Genomic DNA, 20,376 nt, shown 5'->3' on the forward strand with positions numbered 1-20,376 from the left:
AGATGAGGAACTATTTTGGAGGGTGGGCATACGATAGACCATTGGGCAATTAGCGGAAGATTTAGCGCACAGAAAAACGAACCTATTTAAAGGTTCGGTAAATAAACTCGCTAAGCTTCTAGACGAATTAATTCTAATCTTAATAATTCTAATTTCTTCTTAGATTCAATCATTGCTTCATTATCATTGACTGTCATAGCATCGAATAGTGTAGCTAGTTCGTAATCTAATTCTAATCTAAGTACAGGAATTCTCTTTTCTGCATCAGTTCTTTTTAACGCATTAATCACTTGTCTCATCATTATCCCTCCATAGAATATAAGTTGGCAAAACAAACTGTAAAAGTTAATTAACAAAATTTTCTGATTTTTATCTTGCTACTAATATATGTTATTTAAGCTTATAATGTAACTGTTTTATGAAGAAACATATTACCCATTTGTTTTGGACAAACATGGTATACTAATTAGATAATGTAATTAGGGGGTTCAAAAATGACTCAAACTTTTTTTAAAGAAAGTGATTTTGAAATATTTACAACTGACTCAACATTAGAAACTAGAATGAGTGCTATACAAAATGAAATTCAACCAAAATTTAAAGAAATTGAAGAAGAAATATTACCTTTTTTAAATGTACAAACTGATCAAAACTTTTTTGGCCATATTGCTAAGCATGCCAGGCGTACTGTAAATGCTCCAAAAGATACTTGGATTGCTTTTGCAACAAATAATCGTGGATACAAGATGCTTCCTCATTTCCAATTTGGACTGTGGGGTACTCACTTGTTTGTTTACTTTGGAATTATTTATGAAAGTCCAAATAAGCAATCGATTGCCATAAATTTTGAAAAGAATAAAAATAAACTTTACAAACTGATTCCGAAAGATTTTGTTGTATCTTACGATCATATGAAGCCTGATGTGATACAAAAAAGTAAAATGAATAAAGATGAATTCAATAAAGGTATTCAAAGATTTCATGATGTAAAAAAAGCAGAATACCTATGTGGCATTACAATTGCAAAAGATGAAGCAATTACACTTACAAAGGAAGAACTAATCCAACGTACTATAGAAACATATAATACTTTAATTCCTTTATACAAGATAAGTATAAACTGAATTAATATAAGTGTTGTTTAATTATACATATGTCAAAAACAAAAGTCTATGCCCATTCTTTACACATTTTTCGACAGGACGAAATATGAAATTGATTTACTTAAACAATACCTATATAAGAAAAGCCCATTGAAGGTAGCTAATGATCCTTTAATGGGCTTTTTTTTACTTAAGAATTTTTCTTATTATTTAATTTTTAACGATTAACTGATTTAATACTACATTTTAATTTTATCACCAGGAGCACCATTTTTAGCTTTTTGCATGACTCTGTATGCAGAATAGCCAGATATCTCCTCTAACTCATTACATAATTTTTTTTCTTCTGCAATACTAGGTACAATTGATTTAAACTTTTTGTATGTAGCCATTAACACTTCACGATCTATTCCCTTTTCATATGCTTTTTCTACTGATGTGTAGAACTGTATTACTTCGATTGTCTCATCTGTTGTCCAATCATATGAAATTGGGTATTGGTAATCCATTTACTTCACTCCTACTATTTTCTAATTAATTCCATTTTAACACATTTTTTAAATTCCATTCTTATTTTAAAAATTGATATAATTTCATTCAGATGAATAAAATTTCATAACTTTATAATATTTTTCTATACAGAAAATTCATAGAATGATATAATCTTTTTGTTTTTCAAATGAAGGTAAGACAGTTTATAACTTAATGAGAGTAAACAGTTAAATTGTTTACAAACATATCACTTCCGAAAAACACTATTATTCATTAAATGGGGTGTATGTTAAATGAAACAAATTGAAACGCCGTTATTTTCTTCTTTATTAGAACATGCAAAGAAGAACCCTATTCAATTTCATATTCCAGGACATAAAAAAGGAAATGGAATGGATCCAACATTTAGAGAGTTTATTGGTGATAATGCATTATCGATCGATTTAATCAACATTGCTCCTTTAGATGATCTACATCATCCAAAAGGTAAAATAAAACAAGCACAAGATCTTGCAGCAAAAGCTTTTGATGCAGACCACACATTCTTTTCAGTTCAAGGCACAAGTGGAGCGATCATGACAATGGTAATGAGCGTTTGTGGACCTGGCGATAAAATTATCGTTCCAAGAAATGTTCATAAATCTGTTTTATCTGCAATCATTTTCTCAGGCGCTACACCAATTTTTGTTCATCCTGAAATTGATAGTGAATTGGGTATTTCACATGGTATTACGACAAATGCAGTGAAAGAGGCCATTTTAAATAATCCTGATGCAAAAGCAGTATTAGTCATTAATCCTACATACTTTGGATTTGTAGCAGATTTAAAAAGCATTGTTGAATTAGCACATTCACATGGCTTAGCCGTATTAGTTGACGAAGCGCATGGTGTACATATTCATTTCCATAACGAATTACCGATCTCTGCGATGCAAGCGGGGGCTGACATGGCCGCTACGAGCGTACATAAGCTTGGTGGCTCTATGACTCAAAGTTCCATTTTAAATGTAAGAGAAGGCATTGTGAATGTCCACAGAGTACAATCTGTACTAAGTATGCTAACAACTACTTCAACATCTTATTTATTGCTTGCTTCACTAGATGTTGCAAGAAAGAGATTAGCAACTGTTGGTGAAGAATTACTTACGAATACTATTAGATTAGCAAATAACGCACGTAATAAAATTAATTCAATCAATGGTTTATATTGCCCTGGTTATGATTTAGTTGGTAAAGAGGCTACATTCAACTTTGATCCTACCAAAATATTAATCAGTGTAAAAAAACTTGGTATAACGGGCCATGATGTTGAAGTTTGGTTAAGAGAGCGATTTAATATTGAAGTTGAAATGTCTGATTTATATAATGTTCTTTGCATTTTAACACCAGGTGATAGTGAAGAAGACATTCAGCAGTTAATTCATGCACTTGAAGTATTAGTAACTGAATTTGACATCTCGGAGCACAATACAAATTTAAACGTTGAGATCCCAACGATTCCAAATTTAGCAGTCTCTCCTAGGGATGCATTTTACTCCGAAACAGAATCTGTTCCACTTGAGGATTCTGTCGGTAGAATTATTGCTGAATTTGTAATGGTTTATCCACCTGGAATTCCTATCTTTTTACCTGGTGAAGAAATTACACTTGAAAATCTAGTTTATATTAAAAAGAATATTGAAGCAGGATTACCTGTTCAAGGCCCAGAAGACGAAGAATTATTAACATTAAAAGTATTAAAATAATTAAAGTTTTATAAAAAGAAACTAGGAAATGAATCCTAGTTTTTTTGTATTCAAAATCACATCTAAATTATGTAGGCATATGATAGGTAAGGTAATTATATTGATTTCGCACGAAAAAATTGTTTTTATGTAAGGATGTGGACTCATTGATAGTCGTGAATAATAAAATTGTTCATGCTTCATTAAAAAATAGCGAAGATTCGAATAATAAACTTTATCAAGAAATATTGTCTAGTTTAACAAACAGTAAAAAGTCTCATATTTATAAATCGGACCGTGAATTATCTTTTGATTTGACAATTAGAACATATGTACTTCAGGCTTCTAAAGATTTATTAACAAGTGGCATGCAATTTAGGGTTTTTAGAAGAGCATATTGTAATCCTATGTTTTGGATTCGCACACCAATGGGTGGATTTAGACTTAGGCCAGGCATAAGAACTTCCATGGGAATTTATGATATTTTTCGCAACGGACAATTTTATGCAACAGAATGTGCAACTGCAATCATAATGGTATTTTATAAAGCCCTGCTAGATCTTTTGGGCTATGAAATTTTTGATCAACTATTCGATAATGGCATATACTTATACACTTGGAATTACGACCCAAAATTAGCTATTTTAACGTCTGAAGTTGATCGTCCAGCTCCTGGTGACGTTGTTTATATAAAAAATCCTGAAGTTGACCCAATGACTCCAGAATGGCAAGGAGAAAACACTGTTTCCATGGGAAGTAATTATTATTATGGTCATGGTATCGGAATCCGTTCATTACCAGAGATTATTTACCATTTAAATATGCATAGATATCCTTTTGCGATGGTTTCTGCCTTTTTAACAAATTTAAATACTAGAATTGATTCGAACGAAATGGCTCAATATTTAAAAGATCATTCAAAATTAATACCAGTTACAACGAGTGAAGCTTCATCCGCCGTTATAACTGCAAGAATTGGAGATCAAACTCAAATTGCATAAAAAGATAAGTGGGTGATTCTTAATGGGGTCTCCCTTTTTTGTGTGTTAATTAAAATATTCTTACCCTTAAAGCAAAACATAAAAAAACCACAAGGAAAAACGATCCCCTTGTGGAATTTCTCATTTATAGATGTCTATAGTTACTCTATTAGACCTTATGTTTTAATTAATTATAATTAGCAAACTTCATTATCAGTTGGTTCACAATCTTCACAGTTTTTAACGTAAAGAGTTGTTACTTTTTCATCCTCGAAATGACCTACTGTTTTTTCACAACATTTACATACGAACGTCCCCATATTTGTAACCCCTTTCATAATGTTGTATCAATTAACTAACTTCATTATAATGTGTTATACTTATTTACGCAAGTGGTAAATAAGTATAACTCAAATCATCTAATACTAGATTATTCAAGGGGTTTTATAAGGTGAATGCGAATTAATTAGTATAACACATTTTTTTCATTCATAGCTCTCTTCTATACTTGGTAACGGTAGCCAGTCAGCTAAATATTCTGCGAGTTCCATTGCCTCTTCCTCACTTTTTAGTTTACATAAAAATTTCAACTGATTTGGAAATGAAACATCCTGTCGATCTAATACAATGCATTGTCTAGATTGCATGCAGATGACGAGTGGCTTTCCAAAGAACATATTCGTATATACAATACCAATATCGTATCTTGTATCGTTCGTAACGAAGCCTACAAATCGGACTCTTACATTTTCGTGATCATCATATAATTTTTCAAACATTGTTTCACCCACTCCTCCGTTTTAGTATTGTAAGTTAATACATATGAAGAAAAAACTAAATTCATACCGAATACTTGTCTAAAAATTTGAAATAATGTTATGATAAAAAAGATTAAAAGTGATGTTTTTCATAAAAACATCTTAGGGGGAAAATTTAAAAATGGTTCAACAAGCTACCATTCAATTAGTGGATAAATCAAAATACCAAGAAGCAAATTTAGATTTAATAAATAATTTAATAAATGAATACATACAATCTTCAACTAAGATCGGTCAACAAGTTGACTGGAATTATGAAAGGGTTTCCTTTCCTTACTCTATTTCAAATAAAAAATTAGATGACCAAGATGCACTTTATTTACAGAGCGATGATTCTCGTTATAAACATTTTGTTGTTTCAATTCAGGATGATAAAAATATCGTGATTACTCTGTTACCAAACTCAACTTATGGTGATAAAGGAAAAGCAAATGAGCTATGTAGATATTTAGCTCAAAAAATTGAAGCAAAGCTTGAATTATTTAACAATCGAATCATGTATTTTTACAAACGATAATTTTAAAATAAATTTACGATCGCCTGACAAAAGAAAAATATCGAAGCATAAAAGCAAGTAATAATAATACTTGCTTTCCTTGTGTTTCCAACGTATTTTGCAATTAAATAAAGCTGGTAAAAGAATACTAGAAACAATATGACTTTAGAATATAATTGATCCCTTTTCGACAAGAATAAAACAAATGAAAATCCTACCCAAAATAGTTGATGAATCGTTAATACTATTAATTGTTTTCGCATCAATACTCCCACCATTCAATCATCAAATACTAGAAAGTTTGTTTTTTAAACGTTATGCGAGACATGCCTTAATCATGCAAAAAAACCTCCTAACAAATAGGAGGTTAAGACAGTCGTTTTTTTCGATATTTTGCCATCGTATTGCGCTTAATGCATCTAAATTTAACAAACTACTTTAAGCTTTAAATTAAGCGTTTTAAATGAATATGAACAGTAAAAACCTCCTATAAATTATAGGAGGTTTTTTAGAAATTATTTTAAAACGTGGATTGGATGACCCATCGCTAATTCTGCAGCTTCCATTGAGATTTCACCTAATGTTGGGTGAGCATGAATTGTTTGAGCAATATCCTCAACGCTCATGCAAGCTTCAATTGCAAGACCAAGCTCAGAAATGATATCTGATGCATTTACACCTGCAACTTGAGCACCAACTAGTACTCCATCTTCTTTACGAGAAACTAATTGTACGAATCCATCAGTTGAATTTAGAGATAATGCGCGACCATTTCCACCGAATGGGAATTTTGCTACACTAACAGCTAATCCTTCTTCATCTGCTTGTTTTTTAGTATAACCAACAGTTGCTAATTCTGGATCAGTGAATACTACTGCAGGGATTGCTAAGTATTCGATTTGACTTGACATACCACTGATTGCCTCAGCAGCAACTTTACCTTCATAAGAAGCTTTGTGTGCTAATGGAGGACCAGCAATTACATCACCAATTGCGTAAATATTATTAATTGTTGTACGAGCTTGTTTATCAGTAGTAATAACACCACGTTCGTTAATTTCAACGCCAACATTTTCTAAGCCCATGTCACGAGAGTTCGGGAAACGTCCAACTGTTACTAATACGTAATCAGCTTCGATTTCTTTCATTTCGCCATTTGTTTCGAATTTAACTGTAACGCCATCTGCAGTTTCTTCAACGCCTTTACCGAAAGCTTTTGTTTCGATATCAACATTACCTTTTTTCTTTAATCCACGTTTAACAATTGAACTCATAGATTTTTCAAAACCATTTAAGATTTCGTCACCAGCTTCAAGAATTGTTACGTGTGTACCAAAGTTAGCATAAGCAGTACCTAATTCCATACCAATATAGCCGCCACCAATAACAACTAATTTTTTTGGAATTTCAGGTAAGTTTAATGCACCTGTTGAATCGATTACACGGTTGCTCCATTTGAAACCAGGGATTTCTATTGGAGTTGAACCTGTTGCGATGATTGCATTGTTAAAAGTATAAGTTTGAGCTGATTCTTCAGTAATTACACGAAGAGTATTAGCATCATTAAAGTAAGCTTCACCTTTAATAACTTCAACTTTGTTTCCTTTTAATAAACCAGCTACACCGCCAGTTAATTTATTAACTACACTGCTTTTCCAAGCTTGAACTTTTGTAAAATCAACTTTTACATTTTCTGCTGTAATACCGATGTCTTCAGAATGCTTAGCTGTTTCATAACGGTGACCAGCTGTAATTAATGCTTTTGAAGGAATACAACCTACGTTTAAACAAACCCCACCAAGATTACCTTTTTCAATAACAGCAACTTTTTGTCCAAGTTGTGCTGCACGAATTGCTGCAACATAACCACCAGGACCGGCACCGATAACGACCGTATCTAGTTCAATTGCAAAATCTCCTACTACCATGTATCTTACGCCTCCATTAATAATAATTCTGGATCATTTAATAATCGTTTAATATGGTTTAATGCGTTTTGAGCAGTTGCACCATCGATAATACGGTGGTCAAAGCTTAATGATAACGCTAATACTGGAGCAACAACGATTTCTCCATTTAATACTACTGGTTTTTCAGCAATACGACCAATACCTAAGATCGCTACTTCAGGGTGGTTAATTACTGGAGTAAACCATTGTCCACCAGCTGAACCGATATTTGTGATTGTGCATGTAGCACCTTTCATTTCTGCAGGAGCTAATTTACCATCACGAGCTTTAGTAGCTAATTCATTAATTTCAGCTGAAATTGAGAAGATAGCTTTACGATCAGCATCTTTAACAACTGGTACTAATAAACCTTTATCAGTATCTGCAGCAATACCAATGTTATAGTAATGTTTGTGTACGATTTCGCTAGTAGCATCATCGATTGATGTATTTAAAGCTGGGAATTTACGTAATGCAGAAGTTAAAGCTTTAACAACATAAGGTAAGAACGTTAATTTGATACCTTGTGCAGCTGCAACTTCTTTATATTTTTTACGGCTAGCAACTAGTTTCGTTACATCTATCTCATCCATTAATGTTACGTGAGGAGCAGTATGTTTAGAGTTAACCATTGCTTTAGCGATTGCTTTACGAATTCCACTCATTTTTTCACGAGTTTCAGGATATGCTCCTTCTGGAATTGGCATTGCTTTAGGAGCTTCTTGTGTTGGCGCTTCTGTTACAACTTCAACAGCAACTTCTGTTTGTGCTGCAGCAGTTGGTGCTACTCCACCTAATAAGAATGCATCTACGTCTTGTTTTGTTACACGGCCATTTTTACCAGAACCTGGTACAATACGTAAATCTACGTTTTTCTCACGAGCGTATTTACGTACAGATGGCATTGCAATTACATGAGCTTTTGGTTCAATTGCAGCAACAGGTGATAGAGGTGCAGCATCTGTTTTTGGTTCACTTTGCTCATAAGATTCTTGTACTTTTGCTTGAACTGCTTCAGCAGCTTCTGGTACTGGAGTTGTAGTTGGAGCTTCTTCTGCATGTTGTCCTTTGAAGCTAATGTTTTCATATCCAGGTGCATCTAAGCGTACTAAAACGTCACCAACAACTGCAACTGTTCCTTCTGCAACTAATACTTCTAATACTTTCCCTTTTACAGGTGATGGAATTTCTACTACTGATTTATCGTTTTGAACTTCACAAATGATATCATCTTCATTTACTTCGTCGCCTGCTTTAATAAACCATTTTACAATTTCACCTTCGTGAATTCCTTCACCGATATCTGGTAATCTAAATTCAAATAGACTTGCCACTGAGTTTGACACAGATTTCTACCTCCGAACAAAGTTAAATTAATTTTTTAATATATTTTATCTAATAATGTAAGAAAGGTATTGATGAATTCATCAAATACCTTTCTCTATTTTTGTTATAAACCGATTAGAAGTTTAAAACTTTTTGAATACCTTGAACTACATCTTTATGGTTTGGTAACCAAACTGTTTCCGCTTCTGAGAATGGGTAAACAGTATCAGCTGCAGTAATACGAACAACTGGTGCTTCTAATGAAAGGATACAACGATCATTAATTTCAGCAACTACATTCGCAGCAATACCAGCTTGTTTTTGTGCTTCTTGTACAACTACTGCACGTCCAGTTTTCTCAACAGACGCAACGATTGCTTCGATATCTAATGGGTGAACAGTACGTAAGTCTACAACTTCTACTGATACGCCATCTTTTTCTAATTCTTCAGCAGCTTTTAATGCAGCGTGAACCATTGCACCGTAAGCAAATACTGATACATCTTTACCTTCACGTTTAACATCCGCTTTACCTAATTCGATTGTGTACTCACCTTCAGGTACATCTTCACGGAATGAACGGTATAATTTCATGTGCTCTAAATAGATAACAGGGTCATTATCACGAATAGATGAAATTAAAAGACCTTTAGCATCTTTAGGAGTTGATGGAATAACTACTTTTAAACCTGGAGTTTGAGCCATTAATCCTTCTAAACTATCCGCGTGCATTTCTGGTGTATGAACCCCACCACCAAATGGTGAACGGAAAGTAATTGGTGAAGTAAAACGACCACTTGTACGGTAACGCATACGTGCTGCTTGACCAGCGATTGAGTCAAAAATTTCGAATAAGAATCCGAAGAATTGGATTTCTGGTACTGGACGGAAGCCTTCAATTCCAAGACCGATTGCTAATCCACCGATTCCTGATTCAGCAAGTGGTGTATCGAATACACGCGCTTCACCGAATTCTGCTTGTAAACCTTCAGTTGCACGGAATACACCACCGTTTACTCCAACGTCTTCCCCGAATACTACTACAGTTGGATCGTTTTTCATTTCAACGCGTAATGCATCTGTGATAGCTTGAATCATTGTCATTTGCGCCATGACTTACTTCGACTCCTTCTCTTTGTAAATTGCATATTGCTCTTCTATATTACTTGTCATTGTTTCGAACATATTAGACATTAAATCAGTAACTTTTTGTTTTGGTTCTTGGTCAGCAAGTTTAATCGCATCTTTAATTGCTTCTTTTGCTTCTTCGATAATTGCATTTTCTTCTTCTTCTGTCCATAGACCTTTTTTCTCTAAGAACTTACGGAAACGAACGATTGGATCTTTTGCTTCCCACTCATTTTCAGTATCTTTTGTACGGTAACGAGTTGGGTCATCACCAGCCATTGTATGTGGTCCATAACGGAATGTTAATGTTTCAATTAATGTAGGACCTTCGCCGTTAACTGCACGTTTACGAGCTTCTGATGTAGCAGCATAGACTGCTAATGGATCCATTCCATCAACTTGAATACCAGCAATACCTACTGCAATTGCTTTTTGAGCAATTGTTCTAGCTTTTGATTGCTTAGAAACTGGAGTTGAGATTGCGTATCTGTTATTTTGAACAACGAAAATCGCAGGAGCATTATAAGCACCAGCAAAGTTCATACCTTCATAGAAATCACCTTGAGAAGATCCACCGTCACCTGTATATGTAATGGCAACAGATTTTTGGCCTTTTAATTTCATACCAAGTGCAACACCTGCAGCTTGAACAATTTGAGCACCAATAATAATTTGTGGGAAGATTGCATTTACATCTTCAGGAATTTGGCTTCCTACTAAATGTCCACGAGACCATAAAAATGCTTTATATAATGGTAGACCGTGCCAGATCATTTGAGGTACATCACGGTAACCAGGTAAGATAAAGTCTTCTTTTTCAAGAGCAAATTGACTTGCTAATTGAGAAGCTTCTTGTCCTGCAGTAGGAGCATAGAACCCTAAACGACCTTGTCTGTTTAATGAAATTGAACGTTGATCAAGAACACGAGTCCATACCATACGTTTCATTAATTCTTTTAATTGCTCATCTGATAAATCAGGCATCGCTGATTCATTAACGATTTCGCCCTCTTCATTTAAAATTTGAAGAGTTCCAACTGAATCACCAAATTGAAGCATTTGATCCATTAATTCAGAAACAGTTTGTGTATTCTTCATTTCTGTTGTTTCCTTTCCAGCTACTTTCTTCGTAGTAGTTGCCACTAAAACCCACACCCTTCTTTAATTATGGAGGATTTATTTTTTTATCCATCATGTGTATTTTCTTAAGAGTAATTACAAGTAACTTAAACTTATAATTAAAATCTGTACTTATACTATTCGTGTATTACACTAGTACAACATTGAACACTAGTACAGTTTATAACACGTTCATAAACTCGTCAAATATTTTGTTGTATTATTTTATTCATGATTTTTCGGAAAATTTGTCATAAAATTTTAACCCTGTACTACCTTTGAAACAGCAATCTGTTATACAATAACAGAAACTCCTTTAAATTATACTCAAATAGCTAATAAAGGATTTTTTTTATCATAAATTTAAAACTGTACTACAACGATTTTTATTTAGTAATTCTAGTCCCACTATGTTATTTACCATATTTTTCATATATGTCTTTTTGTAAATTATTTAATTTTTGAGTATAAAGATTTAATTGATCATTATATTTAATGACATCTTTATAAATGTGATTTGTATCCTTTGTCTCACTCTTTACATTTTTTAAATCAACTTTTTTCTGGGATAATAAGTTATAAATTGAAAGATCCGTTTCCATTGCATCTTTATATTTTGAATTCAATTTATCGTATAACTCAGTTCTTTCTCTCCATGTTTTTATAAAGTTATTAACTTCATTTCGAAACTGTTCATCCTTCGTTTCAATATTTATTGTTTGAAGTTCTTTAATTTTTATGTCTATATCGTGAATTAATTTTGACTCCTCATTGACTCGTTCTTTTCGTTCATTTAATAAATTAATTGCTTGTTTTGCTGTATCTTGTCTCTTGTTTACTTCGCTTATTTTATATAAATAAATTTTTTCATAATACTCCAATTCTTTTACTTCCAGTTTTTGAATACGTTCTCCAGCTTTTTGAAATTTCTGTTCCATTTTAGTAATTTCAGCTAGTTGATTTATGACTAAATTCTTTTGTTTTGCTTGAGAAGTACAACCCGAACAAAAGATAAAGAGTATGCCTATTACAAGCAATAAAGAATTGAATTTTTTATACATAATTTCACCCATTTTTTTTGATTATTATTTCCATGTTGCATCTTTTCGCACTTTTTATACGTCCTAAAAAATAATATGGTCACATACCCACACACTTTATGTAGTTTTTCATAATTTGTAGTATCCGCTATATGCGGAAACAGTTTAAAGGGAGGTTATTATATGTACGGTTACGGATACGGTGGAAAAGGTGGATACCCTGGTTATGGTTACGGTGGCGGATGCGGTTGCGGTTACGGCAGCGGTTTCGCATTAATCGTTGTTCTATTCATTTTATTAATTATCGTTGGTGCAGCTTTCGTTTTATAATTCACACTAGTTAGCCTCTATTATTAATGTATAACCACAAACTTTAAGGAGCGATATTTTATCGCTCCTTTTTCCATTCTCTTGCCTTGTGACTGACAATTTAAAAAAGATTTGTTAGACTAAATTAATAATACTAGTAAATAGTACATACTTATATTTATGAAATATTAGACAGGAGTGAAATTCATTTGATTACAATGAAAGATATAATTCGAGAAGGCGATCCTAGATTAAGGGAAATCTCGAGTGAAGTAAGCTTACCTCCATCGGCAGAGGATATTAATTTAGCTAATTCATTATTAGAGTATGTTATAAATAGTCAAAATCCAGAAATATCTGCCGAATACGGTTTACGATCAGGTATCGGATTAGCTGCACCACAAATTGGAATTCTTAAAAGAGCCATAGGTGTTCATGTTACTGACTTACAGGGTAATTTATTTAGTTATGCATTATTAAATCCTAAAATTATAAGTCATTCTGTTGAGGAAGTTTATTTATCAGGTGGTGAAGGCTGCCTATCTGTTGATCGTGATGTTCCTGGATATGTTCCGCGTTACGCAAGAATAACAGTCACTGGTTTTGATACGAGATTAGGAGAAGTAAAAATCCGTTTAAAAGGATTACCAGCAATTTGCTTCCAGCATGAAATTGACCATCTAAATGGAGTAATGTTTTATGATCGTATTAATAAAACAAATCCTTTTTCTCCCCCAGAAGGTGCTTCACCTTTAGAAAGAAAATAAAAAAGAGCGATTGGAAAACCAATCGCTCTTTTAAGTCTACTATTCAAGTTTTTGTACTTTGTCTACAGACTTAAAGAAGTCCTACCCATTTTAAACCGTTTAAAATTCCATCTTCATCAACATTCGTTGTAATATGGTTAGCTAATTTTTTTAGTGGATCGACTGCATTACCCATGGCAATACCCGTACCAACTTTTTCGATCATTTCTAAATCATTTAATCCGTCACCAAATGCGATTACATTTTGCATATCAAATCCAAGGTGGTTTACCATTTGAAGTATTCCATTCGCTTTAGATCCTCCAACTGGTAAGACATCTGACGAATACTCATGCCAACGAATAAAATTAAAATCATTAAACCCATCGGTTAAAGATGGCTCTTGATGCTCTTCACAGAACAGTAAGACTTGGTAAATTTCACGATTATGATAAAAATCATGCTGCACTTCAGGGTGTTGCATTCTAATCGATGTCATTGCTTCTTTTATATGATGATGTGAATCAATTGACGCTCTCATTGTCTCGTTATTTAAATAGATTAGCGGAATACTTAGTTCTTTTGCTTTTTGAGTAAATTGGTGAAGTTGTTCTGGATGTAGGGCATGTTTGTGAATAGCTTCACCTTCAAACTCAGCATATTGTCCATTTAAACTTACAAAACTATTTATATTTAACTCTTCACGAATTTCTTTAAACATGAATGGCGCACGACCAGTTGCAATCGCTACGTGGATATCTTTATTTTGAAGTTCCGAAATTGCTTTCTTTGTACTTTCCGGAATTACTTTATCATGATTTAAAATCGTTCCATCAATATCAAAAAAAACGATTGGTTTAGTCATATTATTCTCTCCTCACTAAGACGCTGCATTTGCTTTTGAGTTATTCTTTTTTGACTTCTGTATACTATTCGTAATAAATACTCCTAGAAGTACGATTAAAAGTCCTATAATCATTTTGAAAGATAAAGGTTCATTTAAAAAGAAAAATCCCCAAATAGAAGCAAATACAGGTACTATATAAGTAACCATTGTTGCAAATTCTGCACTTCCCTCTTTAACCATATTATAAAATAATAAATATGCCAACCCCGAACATATAACGCCTAATCCAAACACACCACCAAAAACTTCAAAATTAACAAATGGTTTTAGAGTGCCCTTCCCTACAACGACCATATAAAAAAAGCTGAATACACCAGAAATACCTAAAGTTAAAAATGAAACAATCATTACATCAATTTGTTGTAAATACTTTTTAGTTAAATGTGAACCAAGCCCATAACAAAAAGTAACAAATAACATTAATATTGAATAAATTATATTATCCGAGAAAATTGTTGATGGATTAAGATTCATCATAATCATAAGTCCAATGATCCCAATCATAAGTCCAATCCATTGTTTCTTATGAATTTTTTGCGAAAAGAAAAAATAGCCAATAATGAGTGTTGCAATTGGCGTAAAAGCATTTAATACTGCCGCTTCATTACTTTGCAGATGGGTCTCACTAAAAGAAAGAAAAAGCCACGGTATAGCATGATTAAATAATGAGATGACAATAATTAAACTCATTTTAGGTAAATTTTTATAATCAATCTTTACCTTTTTTATTAACATAATAATTAATAATGTCATAGCACCAAAGAAACAGCGATAAAATACAATTGCTTCTGGCCCTATGTCGTTTAAAAGGAGCTTAATAAATAAAAAAGAAGTACTCCAAATAATACTTAATAAAAACAAAGCTCCATATAACTTCTTCACATTCTTCTCCCCTTAACTTTAAGATACCCTCTATTTTAACTGCTTTTTGGATTATATTGAATGAAAATGTTTTTTCGATCAATACTACACATAAATATACTTTGTCCGTGTTCTCTACATATAAGTTTAATTTCATGTCTAGGAGGTAAAACTAATGTTACGTAAACTTAGAAAAAAATTAAAAAAGCGGCTAAAACAATTTTTGAAAAAGAAGAAATATATCTCAATAATTTCAAATTTTTTTTTAAAATAACCGTATTTTAGGTAATCTTCAATAAAAAGAATGAAAATATATAGAAAATCACTTATAATATTGAGAAGAGAGTGATTTGACAAGGAGAGATTTAAATGATTTTTAAAGTATACTATCAGGAATTACCATTAGAGGTACCTGTAAGAGAAAAAACTAAAACAGTTTATGTAGAAGCAGATAGTGAAAGAGAAGTTCGTGCGAAATTATTACCTTTCAATTATAATATTGAGCTTGTTCAAGCTTTAACCGGTGCTCATCTTGAATTCGAAAAACAAAGTGAAAGCTTTAAAATTTTGGAGCTAGCGTAATTTATGAAATTTCTTAAAAATGATCAAGCTGCCGTATTCGCACTAGGTGGCTTAGGGGAAATTGGTAAAAATACATACGCAGTACAATATCAAGATGAAATTATATTAATAGATGCCGGAATCAAGTTCCCTGAAGATGAGCTACTAGGGATAGACTATGTTATACCTGATTATTCCTACTTAGTTCGAAATGAGGAAAAAATTAAAGGTTTATTTATCACTCACGGACATGAAGACCACATTGGTGGTATTCCATATTTATTAAGAGAATTAAACATTCCAATTTATGGTGGAAAACTTGCTCTTGGCTTAATTAAAAATAAACTAGAAGAGCACGGTCTTTTAAGAAAGGCTAAATTAATTGAAATAAAAGAAGATGACATCATTAAATTTAGAAAAACTAGCGTAACTTTTTATCGTACTACTCACAGTATTCCAGATTGTTACGGAATAGTTGTAAAAACTCCTCAAGGACAAGTCGTTCATACAGGTGACTTTAAATTCGACTTCACACCAGTTGGAGAAACAGCTAATTTAACAAAAATGGCTGAGATTGGTAAGGAAGGCGTTTTATGTCTACTTTCTGACAGTACAAATAGTGAAGTATCACATTTTACAATGTCTGAAAGAAAAGTTGGAGACACGATTAATGAAATTTTTCGTAAAGTAGACGGTCGAATTATTTTTGCAACATTCGCTTCAAACATTCATCGTCTTCAGCAAGTAGTTGAAGCTGCTATTGCAAATGGACGTAAAATTGCTGTTTTTGGTAGAAGTATGGAAGCGAATATCGAGATCGGTCATGACTTAGGCTATATTAAATGTCCTAAGGATACATTTATTGACGCATCTCAAATTAATCGTATTCCGGCTAATCAATTAGTCATTTTATGTACAGGTAGTCAAGGTGAGCCTATGGCTGCATTATCACGTATAGCAAATGGTACACATCGTCAAATTCAAATTATTCCTGGAGATACTGTAGTATTTTCTTCTTCACCAATTCCAGGTAATACAATGAGCGTAAACCGTACTATCAACTTACTATACCGTGCTGGTGCTGAAGTAATTCACGGTTCATTAAATGATATTCATACTAGTGGTCATGGTGGTCAAGAAGAGCAAAAATTAATGCTTAGACTGATGAAGCCTAAGTATTTTATGCCAATTCACGGTGAATATAGAATGCAGCGCATGCATGCTAAGCTTGCTATGGACTGTGGAGTACCTGAAGAAAACTGCTTTATCATGGATAATGGTGAAGTTTTAGCTCTTCGTGCTGATGAGGCTATGGTTGCAGGTAAAGTACCTTCTGGTAATGTTTATATTGATGGAAGCGGTATCGGTGATATTGGTAATATCGTTTTAAGAGACCGTCGTATTTTATCTGAAGAAGGTCTTGTAATCGTTGTCGTAAGCATCGATATGAAGGAATTTAAAATCTCAGCAGGACCAGATATCATTTCACGCGGTTTCGTTTATATGAGAGAAAGTGGCGATTTAATAAATGAAGCACAAGCAATGATTTCTACTCATTTAAACAAAATCATGGAACGTAAAACTTCTCAATGGTCAGAAATAAAAAATGAAATTACTGATACTTTATCACCTTTCTTATACGAAAAAACAAAACGTAAACCAATGATTCTTCCAATTATTATGGAAGTTTAATTATTAGTACATGATAAAAGGGCGATTTCAAAAGTCAAAATACTTTTGAAATCGCCCTTTTTTTATAAAAAAACTCTGTTAAATTTGAATTTTTGAAGACTTTTATACAACTAAGAAATGAGTTAGTTCACTTAGGAATTAACAACTACTAAACCCAAAAATAAATTTAAAATGATTTCGTTTCTTTTTTATTCGTTTAATGCCTTCTTTAGAGTCAATTATTATAACTGTTTTAGCTAGCCAAATTCTTATATATAAAGAATTAATTTTTACTAGTCCAATAATTCCCTTTTCTTCAAATTCAGTCCCATCTTCTAACTCTGTTTCTGTCCTAACTAACCAAGTATTACCGATTCCAAATTCAATAAATTTCAAACAAAACTCTCCTTTTTAAAAGTCAAGTTATACAACTATTGCACTGCTTTAGTTACTATCCCATTAAAATATCGTCTCATCTTTATCGCTTAATTTGATGAGGAACGGAAAAAAAATGATAATAAATATAGCGAATGTCCAACTTAAAGATACTATGCCCAATATAACTTCTCTATCTTTAAAAGATGCAAATTGTTTGACTCTGCAACTTGGACATTCTTTCCCTTTTTTAGTATAACCGAGTTGCCACACATCCTTAGTTTTCCATTTATAGTTACAGTTATTGCAATGTGCCACAATATCCCTCTATTCCTACTTTATTAATTATACGTTATCACTTAAATCCTCTTTCCTTGTTAAACTACTCTGCCCTAAGTGAAAAGATAAACCAGCTCACATAATTTAGATAGAGTTATTTTTATTACGCCTTATTAAAATAATTTAAGAAAATTATACCTATAAAACGGGTATTTGTAATTTGGGGGAATTTCGCCTTTTTTCTTCTAAATTTTTTTTCTTATACAACTAATCTGCCATTTTGTTGAATAAAAAAAGCCGCATATTAGCAACAGTGATTTTCAACTATTGCATGTGTTCGTTGCATAAGTATATAAAAAAAACCTATCCAAATGGATAGGTTCAAAATTAAATTATTACTAATTTATTTCAAGTACTTACTTACCACATAACCTAAATTCCCATCAACATTCACATAATTCCATCCAATAAATTTCTGAAGTACAACTACCTGTTTGTTTTTACTAATAACTTTTATTGAACGAGACGATGTACTTTTCGTTAATTTTAATGGAATTTCAGCAGTAGTAGTTTTTTTCTGATTTATACCGCTTGTAATCTTTACATCTGCCTTCTTCACATAATATACATTTGCTCCGTTGGCAATCTTTACATAAGTTTTATCTTCACGAATTACTATAAAACGCATATTTTTAGGTGCTTTTTTTACATACTTCTTCAAATATTTGTCACTATAAAGGACTGCTCCACTTGTTTTGGTTATATCTAAAAACTTTGGTGATATTAAACGGTAGTTATTTTCAATATAGTTAAAAGATCCATATATTGTTTTTGATTTCACTTGAGTTTTAACGGGTTCATTAACAAATCCGCTTAATGCAACCTCATATTTTACATTTTCTTTCTCACCGATTGGAGTGATACTATTTGTTTCTGGATTTTTTATTGGAAACTTCACAACCTGAGTAATTGTTGTAGTTGGTATCTTATTAAATGTAAAATCTGAATATCCTTTGTTACTTCTTAGATAGCCCCAACTTGTACCTGCCGGAATTTCAAGTGTAATTGAAAATCCACCTTCTACTTGGTGTACAGATTTTATTCTAGGGCTTGTAAAAAAAATAGGACTGCTTTGTTTGATTTCAAAAAAAACTCCAGGAAGATTTTCTGGATCCCCTGATTGCCAATTTGGTACGCTTGAAAAATCACGATTTCCATAAGTGTCGTATGACATTATATTCAATGTTTCTGGTCCTTTTGTAAGGTTGTAAAAATTCTGGAGGTACATATAAGTTCCGTCTGGATTAAACTCATCTTTTGTAATTACCTTCAAAAGATTTGGTATTGTTTTTATACCACCGCTATAGATCTCCATTTTTTCAAAATCAGGGTCATTTGGACGCTTGACTGTTAAGTAAGCATAATCCCCCTTTTCATTAACTTTAATGAGTTCAGCGTGTCCGGGAGGCGTATGATCAATAATAAAACTTTTACTTACTTTTTCACCATTATCATCTCTTACAACTAAAGTATACAATCCATCTTCATTAATTGAATCATTTGTGAAAACTTGCTTAGCTACACCATCTTTATATAATAAACCGTTTCCATCAAAATTTAGTACAGAAGGGTTAACTGTTGATTCTAATGTTATTGTTGGTGGCGTAGTGTCTTTTACTGTTGAAATGTCAGTATTATAGATTAGACTTCTTCCATCTGCAGTTATTTCATAAATTTTATAGTTATACGTTGTATTAGAAACTAAGCGTCTATCATCTACTCTAAAAGACACTCCATAATCTATTGTAGCAATTACTTCATTATCACGTTGCAATTCATGACTTAATCCTTCTTGATTAGGTTTCTCTAGCCAATTAAAAGAAATATCATGTTCGGTTTTTGTAATCTCTATATTATCTGTTGATGTTGCATAAACTTCTTTTGGAAGATATAAACCAAATAATCCAACAAAAAAACAAACAAGAATGAGGAAGGTTTTCCTCAATTTATTATATAAACTCAACAAAATAAATCCTCCCTATATTAAAACAAATAGAATACTAAAATTTATTTTAATAGAAGAATTCTCTAGGATATAGAGGAAAAAAATGGAACACTTTTTGCACAAAAAAACTGATTTCTAATTATTTTAATAGAAATCAGCTTTTTCATTTCTTCTATTTTAATGCACTGTTTCACATTTAGCATCACTATATTTACTTCCACATTCGGTTTATATTCTCCTTTTCTTGTTGGACTATCCTAAAAAAACAAAATAAAAAGGCTGTATAACAACTTTCCCTGCTCTTCAACTATCGCATGCGTTAGTTGCATAAGATTCATTTTAAATCTATCATCTAAGTAAAAAAAACTTAATTTATTCTGCCTTCATTAGTAGAAATTTAATAGATATTTGTATCTTGATTTTATTTGGGATATAAGACATTAAACCATTTTCTTTACCAGATCCACTTTAGATTTTACCCTTATTC

General features: G+C 32.4%; 22 protein-coding genes. 8 read left to right on the forward strand and 14 right to left on the reverse strand.

Annotated features, from left to right (window positions below; all coding sequences use genetic code 11):
• Window positions 1–110: 110 nt before the first annotated feature.
• Window positions 111–299, reverse strand: a complete 189-nt coding sequence (locus COI44_RS05980) for a hypothetical protein (RefSeq protein WP_056468536.1) — start codon at window positions 297–299, stop codon at window positions 111–113.
• Window positions 300–494: 195 nt separating this feature from the next.
• On the opposite strand from COI44_RS05980, the gene COI44_RS05985 reads away from it, so the two are divergent.
• Window positions 495–1,124, forward strand: a complete 630-nt coding sequence (locus COI44_RS05985) for a YktB family protein (RefSeq protein WP_098427092.1) — start codon at window positions 495–497, stop codon at window positions 1,122–1,124.
• Window positions 1,125–1,342: 218 nt separating this feature from the next.
• On the opposite strand, the gene COI44_RS05990 is transcribed toward COI44_RS05985, so the two are convergent.
• Window positions 1,343–1,612 (reverse strand): UPF0223 family protein, encoded by a 270-nt coding sequence (locus COI44_RS05990; RefSeq protein WP_098427093.1) that lies wholly within the window; start codon window positions 1,610–1,612, stop codon window positions 1,343–1,345.
• 276 nt (window positions 1,613–1,888) lie between these two features.
• Between COI44_RS05990 and COI44_RS05995 the strand changes: the two genes are divergently transcribed.
• Window positions 1,889–3,340, forward strand: coding sequence for an aminotransferase class I/II-fold pyridoxal phosphate-dependent enzyme (locus COI44_RS05995; RefSeq protein WP_098427094.1), 1,452 nt, complete (start codon window positions 1,889–1,891; stop codon window positions 3,338–3,340).
• A gap of 155 nt (window positions 3,341–3,495) precedes the next feature.
• Window positions 3,496–4,320 (forward strand): protein-glutamine gamma-glutamyltransferase, encoded by an 825-nt coding sequence (locus COI44_RS06000; protein ID WP_286163788.1) that lies wholly within the window; start codon window positions 3,496–3,498, stop codon window positions 4,318–4,320.
• A gap of 176 nt (window positions 4,321–4,496) precedes the next feature.
• Here the strand turns inward: COI44_RS06000 and COI44_RS06005 are convergent, their stop codons facing one another.
• Complete coding sequence (locus COI44_RS06005) at window positions 4,497–4,619, reverse strand: GapA-binding peptide SR1P (RefSeq protein ID WP_098234026.1); 123 nt, start codon at window positions 4,617–4,619, stop codon at window positions 4,497–4,499.
• A gap of 165 nt (window positions 4,620–4,784) precedes the next feature.
• Window positions 4,785–5,078: a DUF3055 domain-containing protein gene (locus COI44_RS06010; RefSeq protein WP_098427096.1), complete on the reverse strand. Its 294-nt coding sequence runs from the start codon at window positions 5,076–5,078 to the stop codon at window positions 4,785–4,787.
• 160 nt (window positions 5,079–5,238) lie between these two features.
• On the opposite strand from COI44_RS06010, the gene COI44_RS06015 reads away from it, so the two are divergent.
• Window positions 5,239–5,634, forward strand: coding sequence for a DUF1885 family protein (locus COI44_RS06015; RefSeq protein WP_098427097.1), 396 nt, complete (start codon window positions 5,239–5,241; stop codon window positions 5,632–5,634).
• 2 nt (window positions 5,635–5,636) lie between these two features.
• Here COI44_RS06015 and COI44_RS06020 read toward each other — a convergent pair whose 3' ends face one another.
• The 6 genes from COI44_RS06020 to COI44_RS06045 form a co-directional block, all read right to left on the reverse strand.
• Window positions 5,637–5,876 (reverse strand): hypothetical protein, encoded by a 240-nt coding sequence (locus tag COI44_RS06020; RefSeq protein WP_142329232.1) that lies wholly within the window; start codon window positions 5,874–5,876, stop codon window positions 5,637–5,639.
• A gap of 252 nt (window positions 5,877–6,128) precedes the next feature.
• A complete protein-coding gene (gene lpdA / locus COI44_RS06025; RefSeq protein WP_097975698.1) occupies window positions 6,129–7,541 on the reverse strand; it encodes a dihydrolipoyl dehydrogenase in 1,413 nt (470 codons plus the stop codon).
• A 5-nt stretch (window positions 7,542–7,546) separates the two neighbouring features.
• The gene (locus COI44_RS06030) at window positions 7,547–8,896 is read right to left on the reverse strand and encodes a dihydrolipoamide acetyltransferase family protein (RefSeq protein WP_098427118.1); all 1,350 of its coding nucleotides are present in this window, start codon (window positions 8,894–8,896) and stop codon (window positions 7,547–7,549) included.
• A 127-nt stretch (window positions 8,897–9,023) separates the two neighbouring features.
• A complete protein-coding gene (locus tag COI44_RS06035; protein ID WP_098427098.1) occupies window positions 9,024–10,001 on the reverse strand; it encodes an alpha-ketoacid dehydrogenase subunit beta in 978 nt (325 codons plus the stop codon).
• Between the two features lie 3 nt (window positions 10,002–10,004).
• Window positions 10,005–11,084 carry a pyruvate dehydrogenase (acetyl-transferring) E1 component subunit alpha gene (gene pdhA / locus COI44_RS06040; protein WP_286163789.1) on the reverse strand — a complete coding sequence of 360 codons (1,080 nt, stop codon included), beginning with the start codon at window positions 11,082–11,084 and terminating at the stop codon, window positions 10,005–10,007.
• 464 nt (window positions 11,085–11,548) lie between these two features.
• Window positions 11,549–12,196, reverse strand: a complete 648-nt coding sequence (locus tag COI44_RS06045) for a YkyA family protein (RefSeq protein ID WP_179887023.1) — start codon at window positions 12,194–12,196, stop codon at window positions 11,549–11,551.
• Window positions 12,197–12,358: 162 nt separating this feature from the next.
• Here COI44_RS06045 and COI44_RS06050 point away from each other — a divergent pair, with 162 nt between their 5' ends.
• Window positions 12,359–12,505, forward strand: coding sequence for a YjcZ family sporulation protein (locus COI44_RS06050; RefSeq protein WP_098427100.1), 147 nt, complete (start codon window positions 12,359–12,361; stop codon window positions 12,503–12,505).
• A 188-nt stretch (window positions 12,506–12,693) separates the two neighbouring features.
• The gene (gene def, locus COI44_RS06055; RefSeq protein WP_098427101.1) at window positions 12,694–13,251 is read left to right on the forward strand and encodes a peptide deformylase; all 558 of its coding nucleotides are present in this window, start codon (window positions 12,694–12,696) and stop codon (window positions 13,249–13,251) included.
• Between the two features lie 70 nt (window positions 13,252–13,321).
• On the opposite strand, the gene COI44_RS06060 is transcribed toward def, so the two are convergent.
• The gene (locus COI44_RS06060) at window positions 13,322–14,095 is read right to left on the reverse strand and encodes a Cof-type HAD-IIB family hydrolase (protein WP_098427102.1); all 774 of its coding nucleotides are present in this window, start codon (window positions 14,093–14,095) and stop codon (window positions 13,322–13,324) included.
• A gap of 15 nt (window positions 14,096–14,110) precedes the next feature.
• Window positions 14,111–15,019: a DMT family transporter gene (locus COI44_RS06065; RefSeq protein ID WP_098427103.1), complete on the reverse strand. Its 909-nt coding sequence runs from the start codon at window positions 15,017–15,019 to the stop codon at window positions 14,111–14,113.
• A gap of 348 nt (window positions 15,020–15,367) precedes the next feature.
• Between COI44_RS06065 and COI44_RS06070 the strand changes: the two genes are divergently transcribed.
• Complete coding sequence (locus COI44_RS06070) at window positions 15,368–15,580, forward strand: DNA-dependent RNA polymerase subunit epsilon (RefSeq protein WP_056468578.1); 213 nt, start codon at window positions 15,368–15,370, stop codon at window positions 15,578–15,580.
• A 3-nt stretch (window positions 15,581–15,583) separates the two neighbouring features.
• A complete protein-coding gene (gene rnjA / locus COI44_RS06075) occupies window positions 15,584–17,251 on the forward strand; it encodes a ribonuclease J1 (RefSeq protein WP_098427104.1) in 1,668 nt (555 codons plus the stop codon).
• Between the two features lie 138 nt (window positions 17,252–17,389).
• Here the strand turns inward: rnjA and COI44_RS06080 are convergent, their stop codons facing one another.
• Window positions 17,390–17,626, reverse strand: a complete 237-nt coding sequence (locus COI44_RS06080; protein ID WP_098427105.1) for a DUF3977 family protein — start codon at window positions 17,624–17,626, stop codon at window positions 17,390–17,392.
• 661 nt (window positions 17,627–18,287) lie between these two features.
• Entirely contained in the window at window positions 18,288–19,910 is a 1,623-nt protein-coding gene (locus COI44_RS06090) for an SH3 domain-containing protein (protein WP_098427107.1), read from the reverse strand.
• Between the last annotated feature and the right edge of the window lie 466 nt (window positions 19,911–20,376).

Source organism: Bacillus sp. AFS088145 (assembly GCF_002564465.1).
Lineage (GTDB): Bacteria > Bacillota > Bacilli > Bacillales > Bacillaceae_G > Gottfriedia.

What these genes read in the sequence shown, in the direction of transcription:
- COI44_RS06035 (WP_098427098.1), bottom strand. Translation starts at nt 10,001, where the DNA reads ATGGCGCAAATGACAATGATTCAAGCTATCACAGATGCATTACGCGTT.
- COI44_RS06010 (WP_098427096.1), bottom strand. Translation starts at nt 5,078, where the DNA reads ATGTTTGAAAAATTATATGATGATCACGAAAATGTAAGAGTCCGATTT.
- COI44_RS05980 (WP_056468536.1), bottom strand. Translation starts at nt 299, where the DNA reads ATGAGACAAGTGATTAATGCGTTAAAAAGAACTGATGCAGAAAAGAGA.
- COI44_RS06015 (WP_098427097.1), top strand. Translation starts at nt 5,239, where the DNA reads ATGGTTCAACAAGCTACCATTCAATTAGTGGATAAATCAAAATACCAA.
- COI44_RS06060 (WP_098427102.1), bottom strand. Translation starts at nt 14,095, where the DNA reads ATGACTAAACCAATCGTTTTTTTTGATATTGATGGAACGATTTTAAAT.
- COI44_RS06050 (WP_098427100.1), top strand. Translation starts at nt 12,359, where the DNA reads ATGTACGGTTACGGATACGGTGGAAAAGGTGGATACCCTGGTTATGGT.
- COI44_RS06045 (WP_179887023.1), bottom strand. Translation starts at nt 12,196, where the DNA reads ATGTATAAAAAATTCAATTCTTTATTGCTTGTAATAGGCATACTCTTT.
- COI44_RS05995 (WP_098427094.1), top strand. Translation starts at nt 1,889, where the DNA reads ATGAAACAAATTGAAACGCCGTTATTTTCTTCTTTATTAGAACATGCA.
- COI44_RS05990 (WP_098427093.1), bottom strand. Translation starts at nt 1,612, where the DNA reads ATGGATTACCAATACCCAATTTCATATGATTGGACAACAGATGAGACA.
- COI44_RS05985 (WP_098427092.1), top strand. Translation starts at nt 495, where the DNA reads ATGACTCAAACTTTTTTTAAAGAAAGTGATTTTGAAATATTTACAACT.
- pdhA (WP_286163789.1), bottom strand. Translation starts at nt 11,084, where the DNA reads ATGGATCAAATGCTTCAATTTGGTGATTCAGTTGGAACTCTTCAAATT.
- COI44_RS06070 (WP_056468578.1), top strand. Translation starts at nt 15,368, where the DNA reads ATGATTTTTAAAGTATACTATCAGGAATTACCATTAGAGGTACCTGTA.
- COI44_RS06005 (WP_098234026.1), bottom strand. Translation starts at nt 4,619, where the DNA reads ATGGGGACGTTCGTATGTAAATGTTGTGAAAAAACAGTAGGTCATTTC.
- lpdA (WP_097975698.1), bottom strand. Translation starts at nt 7,541, where the DNA reads ATGGTAGTAGGAGATTTTGCAATTGAACTAGATACGGTCGTTATCGGT.
- COI44_RS06020 (WP_142329232.1), bottom strand. Translation starts at nt 5,876, where the DNA reads ATGCGAAAACAATTAATAGTATTAACGATTCATCAACTATTTTGGGTA.
- rnjA (WP_098427104.1), top strand. Translation starts at nt 15,584, where the DNA reads ATGAAATTTCTTAAAAATGATCAAGCTGCCGTATTCGCACTAGGTGGC.